18 protein-coding genes and 1 tRNA gene are annotated in these 19,756 nt (G+C 63.5%); 7 read left to right on the top strand and 12 right to left on the bottom strand.

Going from position 1 to position 19,756, the window contains the following annotated elements; translation table 11 throughout:
* Nucleotides 1-317 precede the first annotated feature (317 nt).
* Nucleotides 318-1,994: an aryl-sulfate sulfotransferase gene (locus CAG18_RS23675; protein ID WP_085721682.1), complete on the bottom strand. Its 1,677-nt coding sequence runs from the start codon at nt 1,992-1,994 to the stop codon at nt 318-320.
* A 17-nt stretch (nt 1,995-2,011) separates the two neighbouring features.
* Nucleotides 2,012-4,384, bottom strand: a complete 2,373-nt coding sequence (locus CAG18_RS23670; protein ID WP_371807323.1) for a TonB-dependent receptor — start codon at nt 4,382-4,384, stop codon at nt 2,012-2,014.
* 156 nt (nt 4,385-4,540) lie between these two features.
* Here CAG18_RS23670 and CAG18_RS23665 point away from each other — a divergent pair, with 156 nt between their 5' ends.
* On the top strand, nt 4,541-5,455 hold the full coding sequence (locus CAG18_RS23665) for a LysR family transcriptional regulator (RefSeq protein WP_085721680.1): 915 nt from the start codon (nt 4,541-4,543) through the stop codon (nt 5,453-5,455).
* A gap of 114 nt (nt 5,456-5,569) precedes the next feature.
* On the opposite strand, the gene CAG18_RS23660 is transcribed toward CAG18_RS23665, so the two are convergent.
* Together CAG18_RS23660 and CAG18_RS23655 are read right to left on the bottom strand one after the other, a co-directional pair.
* A complete protein-coding gene (locus CAG18_RS23660; protein WP_085721679.1) occupies nt 5,570-6,475 on the bottom strand; it encodes a TauD/TfdA family dioxygenase in 906 nt (301 codons plus the stop codon).
* A gap of 37 nt (nt 6,476-6,512) precedes the next feature.
* The gene (locus CAG18_RS23655; RefSeq protein ID WP_085721678.1) at nt 6,513-7,550 is read right to left on the bottom strand and encodes an ABC transporter substrate-binding protein; all 1,038 of its coding nucleotides are present in this window, start codon (nt 7,548-7,550) and stop codon (nt 6,513-6,515) included.
* Between the two features lie 297 nt (nt 7,551-7,847).
* Here CAG18_RS23655 and CAG18_RS23650 point away from each other — a divergent pair, with 297 nt between their 5' ends.
* Together CAG18_RS23650 and CAG18_RS23645 are read left to right on the top strand one after the other, a co-directional pair.
* Nucleotides 7,848-9,437 (top strand): ABC transporter permease, encoded by a 1,590-nt coding sequence (locus CAG18_RS23650; RefSeq protein WP_225903914.1) that lies wholly within the window; start codon nt 7,848-7,850, stop codon nt 9,435-9,437.
* Nucleotides 9,434-10,297: an ABC transporter ATP-binding protein gene (locus CAG18_RS23645; RefSeq protein WP_085721677.1), complete on the top strand. Its 864-nt coding sequence runs from the start codon at nt 9,434-9,436 to the stop codon at nt 10,295-10,297. The genes CAG18_RS23650 and CAG18_RS23645 overlap by 4 nt, the downstream gene beginning before the upstream one ends.
* Before the next feature lie 189 nt (nt 10,298-10,486).
* Here CAG18_RS23645 and CAG18_RS23640 read toward each other — a convergent pair whose 3' ends face one another.
* From CAG18_RS23640 to CAG18_RS23605, 8 genes are all read right to left on the bottom strand, one after another.
* Nucleotides 10,487-10,768 carry a gamma-butyrobetaine hydroxylase-like domain-containing protein gene (locus CAG18_RS23640; protein WP_085721676.1) on the bottom strand — a complete coding sequence of 94 codons (282 nt, stop codon included), beginning with the start codon at nt 10,766-10,768 and terminating at the stop codon, nt 10,487-10,489.
* On the bottom strand, nt 10,768-11,733 hold the full coding sequence (locus CAG18_RS23635; RefSeq protein WP_015268567.1) for a HEAT repeat domain-containing protein: 966 nt from the start codon (nt 11,731-11,733) through the stop codon (nt 10,768-10,770). The genes CAG18_RS23640 and CAG18_RS23635 overlap by 1 nt, the downstream gene beginning before the upstream one ends.
* On the bottom strand, nt 11,730-12,581 hold the full coding sequence (locus CAG18_RS23630; RefSeq protein WP_085721675.1) for an ABC transporter ATP-binding protein: 852 nt from the start codon (nt 12,579-12,581) through the stop codon (nt 11,730-11,732). Before CAG18_RS23630 ends, CAG18_RS23635 begins: the two co-directional genes overlap by 4 nt.
* Nucleotides 12,581-13,363 (bottom strand): ABC transporter permease, encoded by a 783-nt coding sequence (locus CAG18_RS23625; RefSeq protein ID WP_085721674.1) that lies wholly within the window; start codon nt 13,361-13,363, stop codon nt 12,581-12,583. Before CAG18_RS23625 ends, CAG18_RS23630 begins: the two co-directional genes overlap by 1 nt.
* A 15-nt stretch (nt 13,364-13,378) precedes the next feature.
* Entirely contained in the window at nt 13,379-14,785 is a 1,407-nt protein-coding gene (locus CAG18_RS23620; RefSeq protein WP_085721673.1) for an ABC transporter substrate-binding protein, read from the bottom strand.
* A gap of 118 nt (nt 14,786-14,903) precedes the next feature.
* Nucleotides 14,904-15,149, bottom strand: a complete 246-nt coding sequence (locus CAG18_RS23615; protein WP_008096634.1) for a ferredoxin family protein — start codon at nt 15,147-15,149, stop codon at nt 14,904-14,906.
* A 63-nt stretch (nt 15,150-15,212) separates the two neighbouring features.
* Nucleotides 15,213-16,937: a fumarate reductase/succinate dehydrogenase flavoprotein subunit gene (locus tag CAG18_RS23610; RefSeq protein WP_085721672.1), complete on the bottom strand. Its 1,725-nt coding sequence runs from the start codon at nt 16,935-16,937 to the stop codon at nt 15,213-15,215.
* On the bottom strand, nt 16,934-17,683 hold the full coding sequence (locus CAG18_RS23605) for a GntR family transcriptional regulator (RefSeq protein ID WP_015268562.1): 750 nt from the start codon (nt 17,681-17,683) through the stop codon (nt 16,934-16,936). Before CAG18_RS23605 ends, CAG18_RS23610 begins: the two co-directional genes overlap by 4 nt.
* 208 nt (nt 17,684-17,891) lie before the next feature.
* Here CAG18_RS23605 and CAG18_RS23600 point away from each other — a divergent pair.
* From CAG18_RS23600 to CAG18_RS23585, 4 genes are all read left to right on the top strand, one after another.
* A tRNA-Arg gene (locus tag CAG18_RS23600) sits at nt 17,892-17,968 on the top strand.
* 215 nt (nt 17,969-18,183) lie between these two features.
* Entirely contained in the window at nt 18,184-18,687 is a 504-nt protein-coding gene (locus CAG18_RS23595; protein WP_015268561.1) for a hypothetical protein, read from the top strand.
* Nucleotides 18,688-18,698: 11 nt separating this feature from the next.
* On the top strand, nt 18,699-19,229 hold the full coding sequence (locus tag CAG18_RS23590) for a DUF5384 family protein (protein ID WP_015268560.1): 531 nt from the start codon (nt 18,699-18,701) through the stop codon (nt 19,227-19,229).
* Between the two features lie 57 nt (nt 19,230-19,286).
* Nucleotides 19,287-19,610, top strand: coding sequence for a hypothetical protein (locus CAG18_RS23585; protein ID WP_015268559.1), 324 nt, complete (start codon nt 19,287-19,289; stop codon nt 19,608-19,610).
* Nucleotides 19,611-19,756 lie beyond the last annotated feature (146 nt).

Genomic DNA, 19,756 nt, shown 5'->3' with positions numbered 1-19,756 from the left:
GATTGTTGAAAAGCGCCCAAGGCAGGGCATCGAGCGTTTGAAATCTCAAACGAATGCTAAGCGGCTGCTGGGGTGTTGGACAATAGGCTGTTCGAAAAAAAGAACGAATGGTTGAACACCCTGGCGGAAATTTCACATTTCTGTGCCGTAGCAACCGGCCCTATCGCCGGCAAGCCAGCTCCACAGGGACCCCACAAAATTCAGCACCTGTGGGGTCCCTGTGGAGCTGGCTTGCCGGCGATAGGGCCAGTACAGGTTAGACGAACGAGCTGAAGGAAATGTGATGGGAGGACCGACGGCCCTCCCGGAGGGATGGGTCAGAAGGCCTTGGCCAGGTCGATCACCAAGGCTCGGTAACCCACGCTGCCCGGCTGCCGGCTGTGCACCTTCAGCTCCACCAGCACCTCCTGGGTCCCGCGCCGCACCTCGTTGAGCACGGTGGTGGTCAGTTTCTCCGGGGTCAGGAAGTTCACCGACGCCGAGTAAATGAACTGGGTGTCGGTCTCCGGCCGGTAGGCCACCACCGAGGTCACCGGGCTGTACCACTCGTCGCCGCGCTCCTTGCCGTATTCCCACACCTGCTCGACCGTGCCCATGGCCTCGTCGATGCGGTATTCCACCGCCCGACTGTAGTTGCCCGTCAGCCTGGTCGGCGCAAAGTCGCGGCCCCAGCCGTTGTCGAACACGGTCAGCGTGCCTTTGCCGGTCAGCCAGGCGGTGTGCTGTGTCCACGACCAGTCGAAGCCTTCGCTCGCCACCGGCGTCAGCACCTTCTCGCGCAGACGCTCAGGCCAGCCTTGAGGCGAGGCGAGAATCCACTTCACCTGCTTGTCGCGGCCTATCTTCACCACGCCCTGGTGCCGTGCTGAAACGATGATGCTGTCGTCATCGGCGTCGTAGTCGATGGCATTGACGTGTGCCCAGTTACGGCCTGTGCCCACGCCCGGGGTGTCACCAAAGGGCAGGTCACCTTCGGCCAGTTCGTTGGCCAGCCGCTCGTCCTGTTTCTGCACCCCGGCCGGCAATTGGATGGCTGCCTTGCCCAGGGTTTCCAGCAGGTCGCCACGGTACGGGTCGAGAATCTGGTTGAGGTCCCAGAAGTCCAGCACATCACCGGCCTCGTTGACCTCGATGATGTGATCACGGATCGAGCGCACGCGCTTGCCGTCGGGCCGGCGATAGTCGCTGGTGCCCACCCGCAGCAGGTAGGTGCCATTGGCGGTCTCGCGGATTTCATGGGAGAAGTCGGCAAACTTGTCGGGCAGGCTGCGCTGCCAGATGCGCCGGCCCAGCAGGTCGTACTTGGAGTAGGTCTGGCCCTGGCCCCAGATCAGCTTGCCGTCGCGGGTCTGCTGGAAGCCCATGGTGCCGCCCAGGCCATCGCGGCGGTTGGAGTCGTGGATCTGCTCGATGTCCAGGTACCAGCGCACGTCGCCATTGCTGTCGGCGATCCAGTTGTTACCCACCTGGTCCCATTCCGCCGCGCCGCCCAGGGCATTCCACTTGAAGGCGCGCCCGCCCGGGATGTCCCCCTGCAGGTGGTTGAACAGGTACAGGCGCTGTTCAAAACCTGGCGCTACCTTGACTGGCTGCACTTCAGGCAAGGCAGCGGTCTGCCTGGCCACCACCGGCAGGCGCACGGCCGGAGCGTAGATCTGGTACTGCTCGCGGATGCGCTCGCCGTCGAGCTTGTAGGTCACTTCCACCTGGTTGACGTGGTCCGGGTACAGGCCGAATACCGGGATGCCGCCATAGGTCCACAACGAACGGTCGGACACCTCGTAGGCGATGTCCACACCGCGCTCACCCCGGCCCAGCACGCGCACGTGCGCGGCACTCAGGCTGCGCCCACCGTCGCGAATGATCGCGGTCAGCGGCGCCAGGCGATAAGGGTTGACCACCACGTCGCCGAGCAGCGCCTCGTCACGTTCGGGGACCTTGGCGGTCAGGCAGGCGCCCTCAGGCAATACAGGGGTTTCGGTCTTGGCATTCATGGCAAAGCTCCTTGTGCTCAGAAGTCGTAACGGGCGGTGGCGCCGAAAGTGCGCGGGGTACCGAGCACGCCGGCATAGCCACCGTTGGCGGAGTTCCACAGGCTGGTGAAGTAGGTCTTGTCACCGGCGTTCTTCACCCACAGCGACAGGTCCACCACGCCGTCGCCCTGGTCCAGGCGCACACCGGCGGAGAGGTTGACCAGCGCGTAGCTGGGGATCTGGCCGAAATCGGAGTCGTCGATGGTGCCCACCGCCTTGGAGCGGAAGGCGTAGCTGGCGGTGACGTAGGGTTCGATGTGCTCGCTGGCCTGCCACTTGTACTGGGTATTAAGGTTGGCGATGTACTTGGAGGCGCCGACCACCTGGTGGCCGGACAAATCGCAGGTGGCGGTAGCATTGGCCAGGCTCACCTCCGGCGGGCACGGGGCGTCCTTGTACTCGGTGTAGCGCACGTCGTTCCACGAGCCGTTGAAGTTGACCGTGAGGCCGCGCAGCGGCAGCGCCGTGGCTTCGAACTCCAGGCCACGCGAGCGCACGCGTCCGGCGTTGGCCAGGTACTGCACGCGGTTGATCTGGTCGTAGACGTTGGCCTGGTAACCATGCACTTCGGCCCAGAACAGGTTGGTATTGAGTTGCAGGCGGTCGTCGAACAGCGAGCTTTTCAAGCCGAGTTCGGCGTTGTTGACCCGCTCGGTACCGACCAGCAGCGAGTCGGTGCCCAGCCGTGGCGCAGCGCCAACGGTAAGGTTGATGCCGCCAGACTTCTCGCCGTGGGTCAGGGTGGCGTAGCCCAGCAATTGCTCGTTGAAGCGGTAGCTCAGGCCCAGCAGGCCAGAGGGGCTGAAGCTGTACTGGTTGAGGTCGCCTGAATCGTAGGCGCCTACCCGGGCCTGGCGCGCTGCAGCGGCGGCCCCGGTTACTGCCGCACCGCCGGTTGGTGCATCGCGGGTCACCCAGGCGCTCTTTTCTTCATAGGTGCCGCGAACGCCGGCGGTGAAGTCCAGGCGGTCGGTGATGTGCCAGGTGCCCTGGGCAAACAGCGCGTAGCTGTCCGTGTCGATGTGCCCGTTGCCAATGGTGTCGACGTTGGCCAGGGCGCCGGCCGGGGTGAGGTTCCAGATGTCCGCCTGCGGCCCGTAGAAAGTGAAGGATTTGTTGTCCAGGTCCTGCTTGAAGTAGTAGGCGCCCAGCACGTAGTCGAAGGCACCACCGGTGGGCGAAGCCAGGCGGATTTCCTGCGAGTACTGTTTGTCGCGCACCGACACCCCCGCGCTGTAGAACACCGGCACGTTGAGGCCGTCGTCGTTGCGCGGAGTGAAGTCCCACCAGCGGTAGGCGGTGATCGAGGTCAGGGTGAAGTCGTTGGGCAGGGTCCAGTTGGCCTCCACCGAAGTGCCGCCCTGAAACACCGTCACCTGCTGGTCGGCGTCGAAGTTGACCTTGCGGTGCTTGCCCGACACCAACGTCGCGCCGGCCTGGGTGGCCAGGCTTTCGTAGCGATTGACGCCATTGATGGTAGGGCCGGTGCTGTACAAGCTGAGGATGCCGTTGTCGGAGTCTTCTTCGTTGTATTCGCCGATCCAGCGCAGGTTGAAGGTTTCGCTCGGTTTGAACAGCAGCTGGGTACGAAAGCCTTGGCGTTTGCCACCGTTGAGGTCGTCGCCGTTGTGGATGTTCTTCACATAGCCGTCGTCTTCGGTGCGGTAGGCGCTGATGCGCCCGGCCAGCGTGTCGCTGATCGGCCCCGAGAAGCTGCCTTGGGTTTGCAGATAGCCGTCTTCACCAATCGACTGCTGGATGCTGCCCTCGCGGTGGAAGGTGGGCTTGCGCGTGGTGATGTTGAGCACGCCGGCTGTGGTGTTCTTGCCGAACAGCGTACCTTGCGGGCCGCGCAGCACCTCCAGCTGCTCCACGTCCAGCAGGTCGAACACCGCCATGCCGGGGCGGCCGAGGTAGACGTTGTCCAGGTAGATGCCGACGCTGCCTTCCAGGCCATCGCTGGCGGGGTTGTTGCCCAGGCCACGGATCGAAATGCTCGACTGGCGGGCATGAACGTAGGCGACGTTGGTGCTGGGTACCAGTTGCTGCAGGTCCTGCACGCGGTAGATGCGTTGGGTTTCCAGGGTTTCGCTGTCGAGCACGCTGATCGGCGTGGGCACGCTTTGCGCGGTTTCTTCGCGGCGGCGGGCATTGACCGTGACAGTGCCGAGCTTGGCTTCCTGCTCCACCGCCGGGGTGGCGCTGACCGGCTCTTCGGCGAAGCTGGCAGAGGACGCCGCCAGCAGCACGCCGGCAGCCAGGGGTTGCAAGGTGAAACGCGACGCGCGCGCAGGCCAACGGGAAACTCCGGACATGCAAATGCTCCTTGAGGCATGGGCCCTGGCGAGCATTTCCGTTGGCGGAACCGAATCGCGGTCAGTCGGGCTTATATTCTTTTAGGCGATATAAATATTTGTAATTCATATTTTGTGGAATAAGTGACTTCCTTTATAAGGGGGCTAACCCTTGTCAGCAATTGCATTCGACCGAAAGTTTCAATGTAAAAAATGCATATCGATCTCCGTCAGCTGCGCCACTACATCGCCCTTGTCGAGCACCGCAGCTTCGTTGCTGCGGCCGCTGCGGTGAACCTGTCGCAATCAGCGTTCAGCCGCAGCATCCAGACCCTCGAGCACAACATCGGCTGCCGCCTGGTCGACCGCGCCAGCAAGGAGCTGGCGCCGACTCGCCAGGGCCTGCTGGTGCTGGAGCATTCGCGGCGGCTGGTGCATGGGGCGCACAACCTGGTCAACGAGATCCACCAGTTCAATGGTGCCACTACCGGCGTTGTACGCTTTGGCTCCGGCCCGGCGCCGGCAGGGGGTTTGGTACCGCGGGCGGTGGCACGCTTCGTCGCCGAATACCCCGCGGCACGTACCTGCTTCCAGGTGGATAACTGGCAGGCGCTGAACCGCAAGCTGGTTGCCGAGGAGATCGAGTTCTTCGTCGCCGACACCCGCCAGTTCGAGTCTGACCCGGACTACCAGGTGCACAGGCTGGCGCCGCAGCGCTGGCACTTCTGCTGCCGCGTCGGGCACCCGTTGACCGGGCGCGAGAGCGTGCGGGCACGTGACCTGTTCGACTACCCCCTGGCCACGACCTTCCGCCCGCCGAACATCCGCAAGATCCTCAGCGACCTCAGCGGGCGGCAGGATTTTCTGCCGACGGTAGAGTGCGAGCACGGCTATGCACTGCTGAATGTGGTGATGCATTCGGACACCATCGGCATTGCCTGCAATGCCAACTTGCGGCCGTATCAGCGTGACGGGGGATTGGTGGCATTGCAGCTGGCCGACCTGACGGTGGAGCAGGAAGAAGCGTTCTATACCCGTTATGGGGTGGTGAGCCGGGTGGGGTATGGGCTATCGCCGTTGGCTCAGGGGCTGGTCAGGCAGTTGATTGCCTGCGATACCGAGGTGTAGCTGGCGGGGGCTTCGCCCCCGTTTCGCGACACAAGGCCGCTCCTACAAGGGTATGCGATCGCCTGTAGGAGCGGCCTTGTGTCGCGAAAGGGCCGCAAAGCGGCCCCGGCGATATCAGCCTTTACGCGTGGTGCGGCTCAACTGGCCATCCACCCCGACCGGCACTTCACCAGCCAGGGTCACCCGCCGCACCACCCGCGGCTGGGTCCCGTAATCATCCACCGCATAATGCTGCGTCGCGCGGTTATCCCAGATCGCCACGTCCCCCGCCTGCCAGCGCCAGCGAACGGTGTTCTCCAGACGCGTCACATGCCCTTGCAGCACCGCGAACAGGTGTTGCGAATCCGCCAGCGAATAACCTTTGATGCGCTTCACGAAATGCCCCAGCTGCAGCACCCGCTCGCCACTGATCGGGTGCACGCGCACCACCGGGTGCTCGGTCTCGTACACCGTCGAGGTGAACACTTTGCGATAGCGCTCCAGCTTGGCCTGGTCCACATCGGGCTTCACGCTGGCGTAGTCGTATTCGTTGCTGTGCACCGCCCATAGCTTGTCGGCCAGCTCGCGCAGCGGCTCGGGCAGCTCCTGGTAGGCCGTGGCGGTGTTGGCCCACACGGTGTCACCACCGGATGCCGGCGCCACCACGCTGCGCAGGATCGAGGCCTTGGGGTAGGCGTCGACGAAGGTCACGTCGGTGTGCCAGGAGTTGGCCCGCTGACCTTCGGCACCATCGAGCTGCAACAGGTAGCTGGTGCCATCCACCACCGGCACGGTGGGGTGGGCGACCGGCTCGCCGAGCAACTTGGCGAAGGCTTCCTGGCTTTGGTCATCCAGGTGGGTCTGGCCACGGAAGAAGATCACCTTGTGCTTCACCAGCGCGGCCTGGATGGCGTCGAGGGTGGCGGCATCAAGGTCGGCGGACAATTTCACCCCGCGAATTTCGGCACCGATGCGGCCGGCAACCGGGTGGATGTCGAGTTCGAGGGTTTGTGGCGCGGTGGCCAGGGCGGCATTGCTCATGGTCGTGTCCTTGCGGTCATTGTCGGGTTTTCGGGGTTCAGCGGGCGGCCTGCACGGCCTGTTTTTGTTGCAGCGCAACATCGAGGAAACGTGGTTCGATCCAGTCGGCCACCTGGAAGCCACGGCGGATCAGGCGCTCCTTGGCGGCCAGGTCCACACCCTGTTGCAACTGGCCGACGAATTCGGCGTCCAGCCGTGGATCGAAGTAATGGGCCAGGTCTTCCTTGGCCAGGTCGTCATTGAGGATGCTGCGCGGCCAGTTGGCATTGCTGGCCACCAGCTCGACATAGGCCTCGCGGTTGTGTTCGTCGCGCAGCCAGGCGCTGGCCTGTTGCTGGGCATTGACCAGGCGCTGCACCAGCTCGGGGTATTTGCGGATGAAATCGCCAGTACCCAGTAGCACTGCCTGGGTACTGCCGGCGCCTTCCAGGTCACGCGAGTTGACCGGTAGCTCTACCAGCCCGCGTTCGCGCAGCGACAGCAGGTTGGACAGGCCCCAGGTGGCGTCGATCTGCTTGGCGGCCAGTGCGGCATTGGCGGCGTTGAAGTCCAGGTTGATCACCTTCAGCTCGCGCTCGCTAAGCCCCTGGCTGGCCAGGGCGCTGGCGAACGACAGCTGGTTGGCGGTGCCACGGAACACCGCCACGCGCTTGCCTTTGAGGTCGTGCAGGGTCTTGATGCCGGAACCGGGCACCACGCCCAGGTAGCTCTTCACCCCACGTACCCCCGCTGACAGCACGCGGGTATCCAGGCCATTGGCCTTGCCGACGATGGCGGCCAGGTCGCCGAGGTAGGCGAAATCGGCCTGGCCGTTGGCCAACGCTTCGTTCACCACCGGCCCGGCGCCCTTGAAGAAGTGCCAGTCGATGCGAATGCCGTCCTTGGCGAATTCCTTCTCCAGCAGTTGCTGGTCACGCAGCACGTCGACCACCCCACCGGCGCTGGGCTTGCTGCCCGCGCTGAGGTCGGGCACGGCGATGCGGATGCTTGCTGGCTTGGCCGGTTCAGCTGCGTGGGCGCTGAGGGTGAAGGCCAGCCCAAGGGCGGTGATCAGGTGGCGCAGCGGGGTTTTCATGGCAAGGCTCCTTGGCAGGCTGCCACCGGCGATGGCCGGCGCTTTGGCCAGAAGCTAGGCAGGTCTGGCTAGAACCTACAAAGACAGAAAATTCATTCTTCAGTAACTGAATGGCATAAATCAGGCGGCATGCGGGCCTGCGACTGGCTTGCGAAAAGCGCATGGAAAATATGAGGAAAACGCAACGGCGGGGGGCTTCCGTATGCATGAAACGCATGCTCTTATCTCTTGAAAGTCATTTTTCAGAATTTTTAATTCCATAAATGAATAATCTAACAACGTCTTGAGAGATGGCCGATGAATGGAATTCTGAGCAGGAATCGGAGGTGGCTCCGGGGACCGCTGTGCGGCCCTATCGCGACACAAGGCCGCTCCTACAAAGGCCTCGCATACCTGGTGCCTGCAGCAATTGCCGTGCTGTGGGTAGTGGCCAGCCGGGAGCACTGGATGAGCGAGCAGATTCTGCCGGCGCCAGCATTGGTTTGGCAGAGCGCGGTGGAGTTTGGCTCCGGCGAGCTGTGGGGGCACCTGTGGATAAGCTTGCAGCGGTTGTTCTGGGGGCTGGCGGTCGGCATCGGCAGCGGGTTGCTGCTGGGTGTTTGGCTGGGAGCTTCGCGGCGGGCGCAAACGCTGGTGCTGCCGACCTTCGTGGCGCTGGCACAGATTCCTACCCTGGCCTGGATCCCGTTGTTCATGCTGTTTTTCGGGATCGGCGAGCTGCTCAAGCTGGTGGTGCTGGTGAAAGCCGTGGTGGTCCCCGTCACCTTGCACACGCTGGTCGGTGTTCGCGATGCCCAGCCCAAGCTGCGAGAGGCCGCTGCGGTGCTGCGCCTGCCTCGCCATCTACTGTTCCTGCGCCTGCTGCTACCGGCTGCCCTGCCCGCCTTCCTCACCGGCGTACGCCTCGCCCTGGCCACCGGCTGGACCTCGCTGCTGGCGGTCGAACTGCTGGCCTCCAGCGAAGGGATTGGCTACCTGATGGTGTGGGGACGGCAGCTGTTCATGCTCGACCTGGTGCTGCTGTGCATCCTGGTGATCGGCCTGGTCGGCGCACTGCTGGAGCGCGGCTTCTCGGCCCTGGAAAAGCGCCTGCTGTACTGGCCGCAAGCGGCCACAGGGGAGCAGCACCGTGGCCCCGTGCCGCGGGGTTGGCAAAGCCTGCTGCTGCCACTGGCACTGTTGGCCCTGTGGCAGTTCAGTAGCAGTTTTGGCTGGGTAGACAGCAACATCCTGACCTCACCACTTGAAGTGTTGCGCACCCTGCTGACCGGCCTGGCCGATGGTTCGCTGCCGCAAGCCTTGCTGCTGAGCCTGCAGCGCGCTTTGGCCGGCTTGCTGCTGGGCGGTAGCGCTGGCCTGCTGGCCGGTTTGCTGTTGGGGCTTTCGGCCAATGCCGAACGTATCTTCGGGCCTAGCCTGTCGGCGTTGCGTCAGGTGGCGCTGTTTGCCTGGGTGCCGCTGCTCACAGCCTGGTTCGGCCTGGGTGAAGGGGCCAAGCAGGTATTCGTCGGCATGGCTGCGTTCTTCCCGTTGCTGATCGCCACCCAGCGCGGTATCGCCAGCCTCTCGCCACAGCTGGGCGAAGCGGCGCGCACCCTGCGCCTGAACCTGTGGCAACGCCTGCGGCTGCTGGTGCTACCCGGCGCAGCCCCGGCCATTTTTGCCGGCCTGCGCCTGTCGCTGATCTACGCCTGGCTGGGCACCATCGGTGCCGAATACTTCATGCCCTCGGACGGAGGCATCGCCAGCCTGATGATCGGCGCCCAGCAGCTGTTCCGCATGGACCAGGTAATGGCCGCCATGCTGCTGATCGGCCTGGTCGGCGCCCTGCTCGGCACCCTTGGACAACGCCTCGAATCGCGCGCCACGCGCTGGAGAACCGCATGAACGCCTTCAACACCTCGCACCTGCACGCGGCCAACCAGCCCGACGTCACCCCGCCTCTGGTCAACTTCGAGGGGATCGGCAAAGTGTTCAGCGTCGATGGCCAGCCGCTGGAAGCCATCCGCAACTTCAACCTGTCGATCAACCAAGGCGAATTCATCGCCATCGTTGGTGCTTCCGGCTGTGGCAAATCTACTCTGCTGCGCCTGCTGGTGGGGCTGGATACCGACTACAGCGGCAACATCCGTGTGGACGGCCACACTGTCAGCGGCATTGGTAGCGAACGCGGCATCGTGTTTCAGGAGCACCGGCTGTTCCCCTGGCTGAGCGTGGAACAGAACATTGCCCTGGGCCTGGTCAACGAACCGCTCACCCAGGGTGAGCGCGCGCGGCGGGTACACGAGTTCGTGCAACTGGTGGGGCTGGTCGGCTTCGAGTCAGCCTACCCACACCAGCTGTCCGGCGGCATGGCCCAGCGCGTGGCGATCGCCCGAGGCCTGGTAGCCAGCCCGCGTATCCTGCTGCTCGACGAGCCGTTCGGCGCGCTGGATGCGCTGACCCGCCAGCAACTGCAGGACGAGCTGCTGGCTATTCGCGAACGTGCAGGCATCACCACGCTGCTGGTCACCCATGACGCCGAAGAGGCCACCTACCTGGCCGACCGGGTGGTGGTTCTGGAACCGCGCCCGGGGCGGATCAAGTCGGTGGTGGAGATCGACCTGCCACACCCACGGTTGCGTACGGGCGCGGCACTTCACGAGCTGCGGGAGAAGGTGCTGCACCAGGTCACCGGGGATGGCGGCTACCTGACGCCGCCGGTGCGCCGGATCGAAGGGTTGAGGCCGGAGCTGATTGCGCTCTGAGCCTGTGGGAGCGGGCATGCCCCTCCTCATAGAACTACACCGTGTGGGAGCGGCTTTAGCCGCGAACACCAGCGCAGCCGGTGCCATGCACCGCGTTGGATTCTTCGCGGCTAAAGCCGCTCCCACAGGGTACGCGGACCGCTTGCGAATTCAGGTCTCTATGCGACAGCGAATGCCCGCGAAGAAGACTCACAGGGCAATCAGGTCACGCAGGTAAGCCCAAGGGTAGATACCCCGTTCATGCCCATCGCTGAACACCAGCTGCACGCCATATCCTTGCGGCTCGATTTGCACCACGCGCACATCATCGCGCACCAGACTGATGCTCCCCTGCAGCCGTGCCGCTCGGCATTGTGAACAGGGGCAAGCACCGCGCAGGCGGGCATGGCTGAGGCTGTGTTCGCCGTCTTGCCATTGCAGCACCAGTTGCCCGGGCCCGCGCATGTTGCGAATAGCTTGCGGGGCGTTCATCAGTAGGCCCCGCGCAGTTGCGCCATGGCGATCCGCACAGCCTTGCGCACCTCGGGATCGCTATCGGCCTCGGCGGCCTGCAGCACCGGCAAGGCACGCGCCTGGCCCAGCTCACCCAGGGCCAGAGCCGCCTCCTTGCGCAGGTTGGCAATGCCGTGGCCAAGCAACTCGCCAAGCGCGTCCAGGGCCGCAACATGACGCAGCCGCCCCAGAGACCGCGCCGCACGCAGACGTACTTGCCAGAAGTCATCGGCAAGAGCATTTACCAGTGCCGGGCCTGCTGGGGCCAGGCCCACCTTGCCTAGCGTGGTGGCGGCTTCTTCACGCACTTGCCAGGCCTTGTCAGCCAATGCAGCCACCAATGCTGGCACCACCGCGCTGTCGCGGGCGAGCCCCAGCGCACCAATGGCCGCGCGGCGCACCTCGGTGTCCGGCTCGTCTGCGGCAAGCTTTGCCAATGCTGGCAATGCCGGCTGGTGCTTGAGCCAGCCAAGAATACCCACTGCCTCACGCCGGACCGCGGCGTCGCCATCGGCCAGGGCCAGCAGTGCAGGCTCTGCAGCATCTTCCAGGCGCAACTCGCGCAAGGCACGCAGGGCGCTTGCACGGACGAAGGCATCGGCATGCTTGACCCATGGCAGGATCAGCTGACCGTTTTCAAGGCTCTTGAGTTCGCTGAGGCTCTGGGCGGCAGCCAGCCGTACCGGCTCGGCAGCATCGGCCAGCGCAGCACACAGGGCCTGCACAACTTCGGGTTCTTCCCAGGCCTCGAGCAGGCGCGCGGACTCGGCACGCACCTCGTCGGCGACATCCACCAGCAGTGCATCGGTGAGCCATGGCAAGCCATCCGGGTCTTCCAGGTCGGCCAGTTCGATCAGGGCGATGCGGCGCACGCCTGCATCAGCGGCACCAAGGCGAGGCAGAAGAGCAAGGATGTCGGGGTTGTCAGTCGTTCGTTCAGTCATAGCGCGATCCGTAGCGGTGGGTGCTCAGTGTCCGGCAGGCCCAGCGGGGTCAGGCGCGGGAGTTCGCGGCCTTCCTCGTGACGGAGCAAGGCCAGACAGTGACGCTTGAGGTGAGTGAATTCAGGGCTGGTCAGCAGGCTGGCGCGGCGTGGGCGCGGAAACTCCAGGTGCAGGTCTTCGATAAAGCGGCCAGGTCGCGGGCTCATCACCAGGATACGGTCGGCCAGGAACAGCGCCTCGTCGATATCGTGGGTGACGAACACCACGGTGGTGCGGATGCTTGCCCAGATATCCAGCAACAGCTCCTGCATGCGTGCACGGGTTTGCGCATCCAGGGCACCGAAGGGTTCGTCCATCAGCAAAAGGCGCGGTCGGTTGATCAGCACCCGGGCAATCTCGGCCCGTTGCTGCATACCGCCGGACAACTGACTGGGCCAGCGCCCGGCAAAGTCGGCCAGCCCCACCAGTTGCAGCATTTCACGAGCCTGCCGGCGACGTTCGGCGCGGCCCTGGCCCTGCATCTTCAGGCCGAAGGCCACGTTGTCGAGCACGCTACGCCAAGGCAGCAAGGTGTGGTGCTGAAACACCATGCCACGCTGTGGTGACGGCCCGCCAACGGTCTGGCCATCCACGCTCAACTGGCCGCTGCTGGGCACCAGGTGCCCGGCCAGGGCGCCAAGCAACGTCGACTTGCCGCAACCGGAGGGGCCAAGGATGCAGACGAACTCGCCAGGCTCTACGGCAAAGTCCAGACGCTGCACCGCCTCGAATGCTTCGCTGCCGTGCCCCAGTCGAATCGACAGGCCACGCCCGTCGATCCGCCCTGGTGCTGGCTGATAACTGTTCATCAACTGGTCCTCCGCGTGCGGTACCAAGGCGTGGCCAACTCCCCAAGGCGCTTGACCAGGGCGCTGCTGCCCATGCCCAGCACGCCGATCAGCAGCATGCCGACGATGATGTCCGGGTAGTTTTGCAAGGTGTACGACTCCCAGGTGTAGTAGCCGATACCGAACTGTCCGGAAATCATCTCGGCGGTGACCAGGCAGAACCATGAAGTACCCATGCCGATGGCCAGGCCAGTGACGATGCTTGGCAACGCTCCAGGCAACACCACTTCGCGCAGGATCGACCAACGCTCTGCACCGAGGCTGCGCGCCGACGCCACCAGGCGCGGGTCGATGGCCTCGACGCCGTGCACGGTGTTCAGCAGGATCGGGAAAAGCGCGCCAGTGAACGTTATGAACACCATCGACAGTTCCGATGATGGGAACATCAGGATCGCCAGCGGGATCCACGCCACCGCCGGAATCGGCCGCAACACTTCGAGTGGCGGCAGCAGGGTGTCCTCGGCCCATTTCGAGCGGCCGATCAACAACCCCAGGGCCACGCCAATCAGCGCCGCGGCGCCATATCCGGCAAAAACCCGTGACAGGCTACTGCCCAGGTGCGCCAGCAGGGTGCTGGAGGTCAGCAACTGCCAGCCAGCTGCCAGCACCGCCTTCGGTGTGGGGACATAGGTGAACGTCAGCAGCCCGAGGTCCAGCTTCACGCTCGCCGCGACCTGCCAGAACAGCAGGCAGGCCAGCAGCGAAACCAGGCGCACCGTCCAGCGCTTGAGGTTGCAGGTCATGTCGGTGCCTCCCGGTCAGCGCTGGGCGACCAGCTTCTGGTTGGCGCTGACGAAGTCCAGCGCTTCACCGCCATGGGCCTTGGCATACTGCTCGGCCTGGTCCTTGAGCAGGAACGCCGCCAGTTCACCCTTGGCGTTACGCACGAACCAGGCCTGGTTCGCCAGCAACTTGATTCCGCTGTCGGCGGCCTGGGCGTAGATGGCGCGGATGTCCTTGCCCTCGTGCTCCAGCTGGGCCAAGGCGCCAAGCGCGGCCTCCGGCGAAGCGTAGTGGCGGACCTTGCCTTCGCCGCGCACCCAGATCTGTGCCAGGCGGCTGAAGTCGGTGATCGGTTTGCCTGTCAGCGCGTCATTGGCCTTGAGTGGCTGCGGATCGTAGTCTTTCAGCGCCTTGTCGTAGTCCAGGCCAGCCTCCTTGAAGGCCGCACGGATGTATTGGTCGTCGATGAACTTGTCGGTGTCGAGGCCGCGGTCGGTCTTTTTAAGCAGCTTGAGCGTATCGATGGAGGTTGCGACTGCCTGACGGTATTCAGGCTTCCATGTCAGGTCGCGGGTCTGCAGGCCGAGCGGGCCGTGGAACAGGTAATTGACCTCGGCCTCGATGCCGGTGACTTTCTCGATCAACTCGCTGTACTTCTCAGGTTCCGCAGCGATCAGCCGATCGGCTTCGAGGCTGGCGCGCAGGTAGGCGGTGACCACTTCGGGGTATTTCTTCGCATAATCGGCATCGACCAAAGCGCCATGGAAGGTCGGTGCGTTGGCCTGGGCGCCGTCATAGATCTTGCGGGCGAAGCCGCGGTTGGGGAACAGTTCGGCGAACGGCACGAAGTCGGCATGGGCCTCGATGCGGTTGCTACGCAGGGCGGAACCGGCGATTTCCGGCGCCTGGGCGATGATTCGCACATCCTTCTGCGGGTCCCAGCCCTGGGCTGCTACGGCACGCAGCAGCATGCCGTGGGCGGTGGAGGCGAACGGCACGGAAATGGTCCTGCCCTTGAGTTCAGCCAGCGACTGCACGCTGGACGCCGCCGGTACGACGATGCCATTGCCGCTGCCGTGCACGCTGCCCGACAGCACGCTTATGAACAGGCTGCGCTTGCCGGCATCCAGGTGAGCAACACCGTTGAACGACCCGGGGAAGTCGGCCATTGCACCGAAGTCGAGTTTGCCAGCGACCATTTCATTGGTCAGTGGCGCACCGCTGGTGAAGTTCTTCCACTCCACCTGATACTTGGCATCTTTGTATTTGCCGTCATGCGGCAGGTACTTGTCCAGCAGGCCAAGCTCGCGTATCAGCAGGCCACCAGTGGCGCAGTTGATGGTGGTGTCCTGGGTGCCAATGGCGATGCGGATGGTTTCGGCGCTGGCATTCAGGCCAGTGAGCGCCAGCGCGAGGCCGGCCACGGTTGCAACAAGGCGCATGGGTGTTTCCCCTCGAGTCGTTATAAGAGTTGGGTCGTCTCCGCCGCCCGGCTTGGGTGGTGGGAAACGAGGGGCACAGCAGGAGGGCGTCCGGTGGTGCGCCGGATGGCGGGATGAATCAGCGCAGCAGGTATGGGATGTCGACCTTCACCGCACCCGTGGGGCAGTCCTTTTCGCAGGGCATGCAGTACCAGCATTCGTCGAAGGCCATGTAGGCCTTCTGCGTGGCCGGGTTGATGGCCAGCAGGTCCATGGGGCAAACCTCCACGCAGACGGTGCAGCCTTTTTCGGCGATGCACTTGTCTTCGTCGATGGTGACGGGGGCGCTGCTGCGGAAGAAGATTTCTTGCGGCTGGTAGGCCATTTCACGGAGTCCTCGGGGCCTGCGGCCCTCGTTCTTCGAAGTGTTCACACGACACAGCGTCGCCTAGGCTGCATCGGCCTTTACCCGCAGCTGGTCGTAGGCGGTCTGCTCTTGTGCGTCCAACGCAATCAGGTAAGGCTCGACCGCTTTCCTGAAACTGGTCATTTCACCGTTCTCGCCCTTTTTCAGATGGCAATGGCAGAACCACTCGCCATCATTGCGCTCAGGGAAGTCCACCCGGTGGTGGTACAGCCCCCAGCGGCTTTCCTCGCGGAACAGCGAGGCCCGCGCCGCCATCTCGGCGCAATCGCGAATCACCGAAACTTCCATCGCACGCATCAGTTCATGAGGGTTGCTGGCCTTCATCTGGTCCAGGTCACGTTCGATCTCGGCAAAGCGCGCCAGGCCGATTTCCATCTTTTTGGTCACCTTCGGCGGCTGCAGGTAATCGTTGACCATGCGTCTGAGCTTGTACTCGACCTGCGCTGGCGGCAGGCCATGCTGACGCTGCAGCGGGGCAAACACCCGCGCGCGCTCGCGCTCGACCTGTTCGGCATCGACCTCGGCGAATTCGCGCCCGGTCACGTAATGCGCAGCGTTCACACCGGCAAACCAGCCATAGGTGAAGGCCCCGAGCATGTAGTTGTGCGGCACCGCTGCCATATCGCCCGCGGCATACAGCCCTTTGACGCTGGTCTCGGCCTTTTCATTGACCCACACCCCCGACGCCGAATGCCCGGAGCAGAAACCGATCTCCGAGATATGCATCTCGACCATGTGCTGGCGATAATCGGTGCCACGCCCGGCGTGGAACTGGCCACGACTGGGGCGCTCGTTGCTGTGCAAGATCTCTTCGATGTTCTGGATGGTTTCCTCGGCCAAGTGATCGAGCTTGAGGAACACCGGGCCATTGCCGCCCTCGAGTTCCTGATGGAACTCCCACATCATCTGGCCGCTCCAGTAGTCGCACTCGATAAAGCGCTCACCCTTGCTGTTGGCGGTATATCCACCCAGTGGGCCGGTGACGTAGGCACAGGCCGGGCCGTTGTAGTCCTTGATCAGCGGGTTGATCTGGAAGCACTCGAGGTTGGCCAGTTCGGCACCTGCATGGTAGGCCATGGCGTAGCCATCACCGGCGTTGGTCGGGTTCTCGTAGGTGCCCATCAGATAGCCCGACGACGGCAGGCCCAGGCGCCCGGCCGCGCCGCAGGCAAGGATCACCGCCTTGGCCCGCACCACGCGAAACTCGCCGCTACGGCAATCGAAACCCAGCACGCCAGCGGCCGCACCTTCACCATCGAGTAGCACACGAGTGCAGACCATACGGTTGCTGATTTCGACCCGGGCACGCTTGAGCTGACGGTACAGCACCCTTTTGATGTCGTGGCCTTCGGGCATGGGCAGCACGTAGGCGCCCATGTGGTGAACCTTTTTCACCGCGTAGTCGCCGGTCTCGTCCTTCTCGAACTTCACCCCCCAGCGGTCGAGTTGCTCGATGGTTTCAAAGCTGTGGGTAGCGTAGGCATGCACCGTGGCCTGGTTGACGATGCCGTCATTGGCCACGGTGATTTCCTTCGTGTACTGCTCGGGGGTGGCATGGCCTGGGATGATCGCGTTGTTCAGGCCATCCATGCCCATGCTGATGGCTCCGCTGCGCTTGACGTTGGCTTTGTCCAGCAGCAGCACGCGCAGGTTTTTGTCCTGCTCCTTGGCCTTGATCGCCGCCATCGGCCCGGCGGTACCGCCACCGATGACGATGATGTCGTAGTCCTGGGTCTGGATGCTCATGCCTTGCTCCCCTTCTGGCGGTCGATGCGCAGGCGGTACTGGAAAGCATCGCCGCGGTAGTAAAGGTGTTCGAAGTCCAGTGGCGTACCGTCGGCAGCATGGGTCAGGCGCTCGATGCGCATGATCGGCGAGCCTTCTTCAACATCCAGGGCCTGGGTCAGGTCGCTGTCGGCCAGCACGGCATCGATGGCCAGGTCGGCGTGGCCAAGGGCAATGCCGCAGTCGTTTTCCAGGAGCAGGAAAATGTCGCGGGTGACAAGGTCGGCCTTTTCCAGCTTTTCGCCGACGGCCTTGGGCAACCACGTCAGCTCCAGCGACACCGGCTCGCGGTTGATAAGCCGTACTCGGCGGATCTCGGTGACCAGGCTGCCCTCCTCGACCTGCAGCCGCGCGGCCACCAATGCATTGGCTGGCACATGGCGGAAGCTGCGCAGGCGGTTGATCACCTCGTAACCCATTTGCGTCATCGACTCGCCCAACCCCTGCAGGGTACTGACGTTCTGGAAAGCCTTGGGCTTGGCTACGAAGGTACCCTTGCCGTGGATCTTGAAAATCAGCCCTTCCTTCTGCAGATCGCCCAGCGCCTGGCGCACGGTGATGCGGCTGACGTCGAAAGCCTTGCCCAGTTCGCTTTCCGAGGGCATGCGGCTATGCGATGGATAAGTACCGTCGAGGATGCGCTCGCGCAGCAATTCCTTGAGCTGGGTGTAAAGCGGTACCGGGGACAGGGGGAGCAGTTCGGCCATGGGGTCTCTTCGCTGATCGGATACTTGTTATAACAAGTTGTGACCAGAGAATAGAGGGCATAATAACTGCCGTGGAAATATCGATATCGCATATGGATAGATGCGTTTGTGATTGCTTCTGCCGGCCTCTTCTCGGCGAAAGGTAAAAACAGCTACAGATCAAGGCGATGGACGCCATCGGATCAGATGGGTATCATGCGTGCGCGTTGCACTCGTAGCTCAGCTGGATAGAGTACTGCCCTCCGAAGGCAGGGGTCGTGGGTTCGAATCCCGCCGAGTGCGCCATACCCCTCACAAAGCCCGCCTTGCGCGGGCTTTGTCGCTTCTGCAAGACAGTGTCGCCTGCTCGCGTTATTTCGTTTGGCGCTTACTGAAGCCGGCTTTAGTCCTGATGGCTTTACCTGGTTGGATCCATCTGCTTAGAATAGTGGCATTATGCCTCATCCTTCAGATGGATCGTCGCAAGGTTAACCATACCCTCCAGGGAATCAGGAATGAAAATGCTGAAACACTGTCTGGCCTTGACCATCGCCGCCACCCTCGTGGGTTGCCAGGCGACCGGTGAGCAATACCAATCCGATGTGTTCGATGCCAGCCAGGTAAACACCCAGCAGGAAGCCAAGACCGTGAAAATCATCACGGTCTCGCCGACCAAGATCAAGGTCAGCAACGAGAAGAACCAGAAAGCCGCAATGATGGTGGGTGGTGTACTGGGTGCGCTGGGTGGCGCGGCGCTGGGTGCAGGCCACAACAAGGACACCGCGATCATCGGCGGCGTGGCAGGCGGTGGCGCCGGCGCACTGGCAGGGTCCCTGGTCAGCGATACCTCGCTGGTGCCCGGCGTACTGATCGGCTACTCGGAAAACGGCAAGATCTACACCTCCGCCCAGGTTGGCCGCCCGTGCGATTTCGAAGTGGGGGGCATCTCCCTGATGGTCATGACCATCTCCAACGAAACCCGCATCCAGCCAAATGCGACCTGCCCAGATCCGAAAAAGAGCTGAGGCCTGAGCACATGAAGCACATTGTTCTGGGCACCGCCCTCGCACTGTCTGCCGCCACTGCCATGGCAGGCCAGTTCGATCAGCTCTACCAGATCGAACAGCAGACCAAGCAATCCGAAGCCGCCCTGGAAACCGAACGCCTGCGCCAGGCCGCCGCCGCCGAGCAGCGCGCCGAAGCTCGCGAAGCTGCTGCCCGCCAGCAGCGCGCAGCGGCCCAACGTGCCTCCGCGCAGCGTGCCGCCGAGAAACAGCAGGCGCAAGCAGCCGAGCGCAAGCGCGTGCAGACCCGCGAAGAAGCCTACGAGGACGACCTGCGTGCGCTGGAGCTGGAAGAGCGTCGCCTGGCCCTGCAAGCGAAAAAGGCAAAGGTCGCCCGCGCCAACGACTACATCGATGCCGAACTGCGCGACAGCGCTGCACGCACCGACGTGATCCAGTCCAATGCAGACTCCGCACGCAACGTCACCTCGGGCGCCAAGTCGCTGCTCGAGGACGCCGGCAAGGCGGAAGTGAAACGCGCCGGCAGCCTGTTCGGCGAGTAACCATCCAGGTGCGGTCCCGGCCCGCAGGCCGTGACCGCCCGTTGCAGAGACAACATCATGCTACGTCTGATCATGCTGGCCACGGCCGGCCTGCTGCTGAGCGGCTGCCTGCAGGAAGAAGCCAAGTTCCCCACCGTCGACCTGCACGGTCGCCTGGTCGTCGACCAGGAAATGACCGCATCGCGTCAGGCGCAGGGCATCCAGGGCGAGTACTTCAAGCGCGTCCTCAGCGTGAATGGCCAGGACATGGCCTTCAACGACTTCGTCCAGCAGTACTGCCCGGACAGCAATACCCGCAACGAAACCTGTATCAAGGCCTTCCGCATCAAGAAGATCGACGATGTCAGCGGTGCCACGAGGTTCCTGCCCAACGGGCTGTAATCACCGTTGGAAGCACTGGAAAGGCCCCGGCAACGCGCCCGGGGCTTTTTCGTTTGTGCGACATGTCGCGTTTCTGGCACTCCCGTGCCACGGGTCATTGGTGTTAGCGTGGGCGTCTTCCCGTTTCCCGACGGGTAACCCACAAC

The organism is Pseudomonas sp. B22(2017) (genome assembly GCF_002113105.1).
Classification (GTDB): domain Bacteria; phylum Pseudomonadota; class Gammaproteobacteria; order Pseudomonadales; family Pseudomonadaceae; genus Aquipseudomonas; species Aquipseudomonas asiatica.
This window is presented reverse-complemented; position numbering and strand designations above follow the sequence as displayed.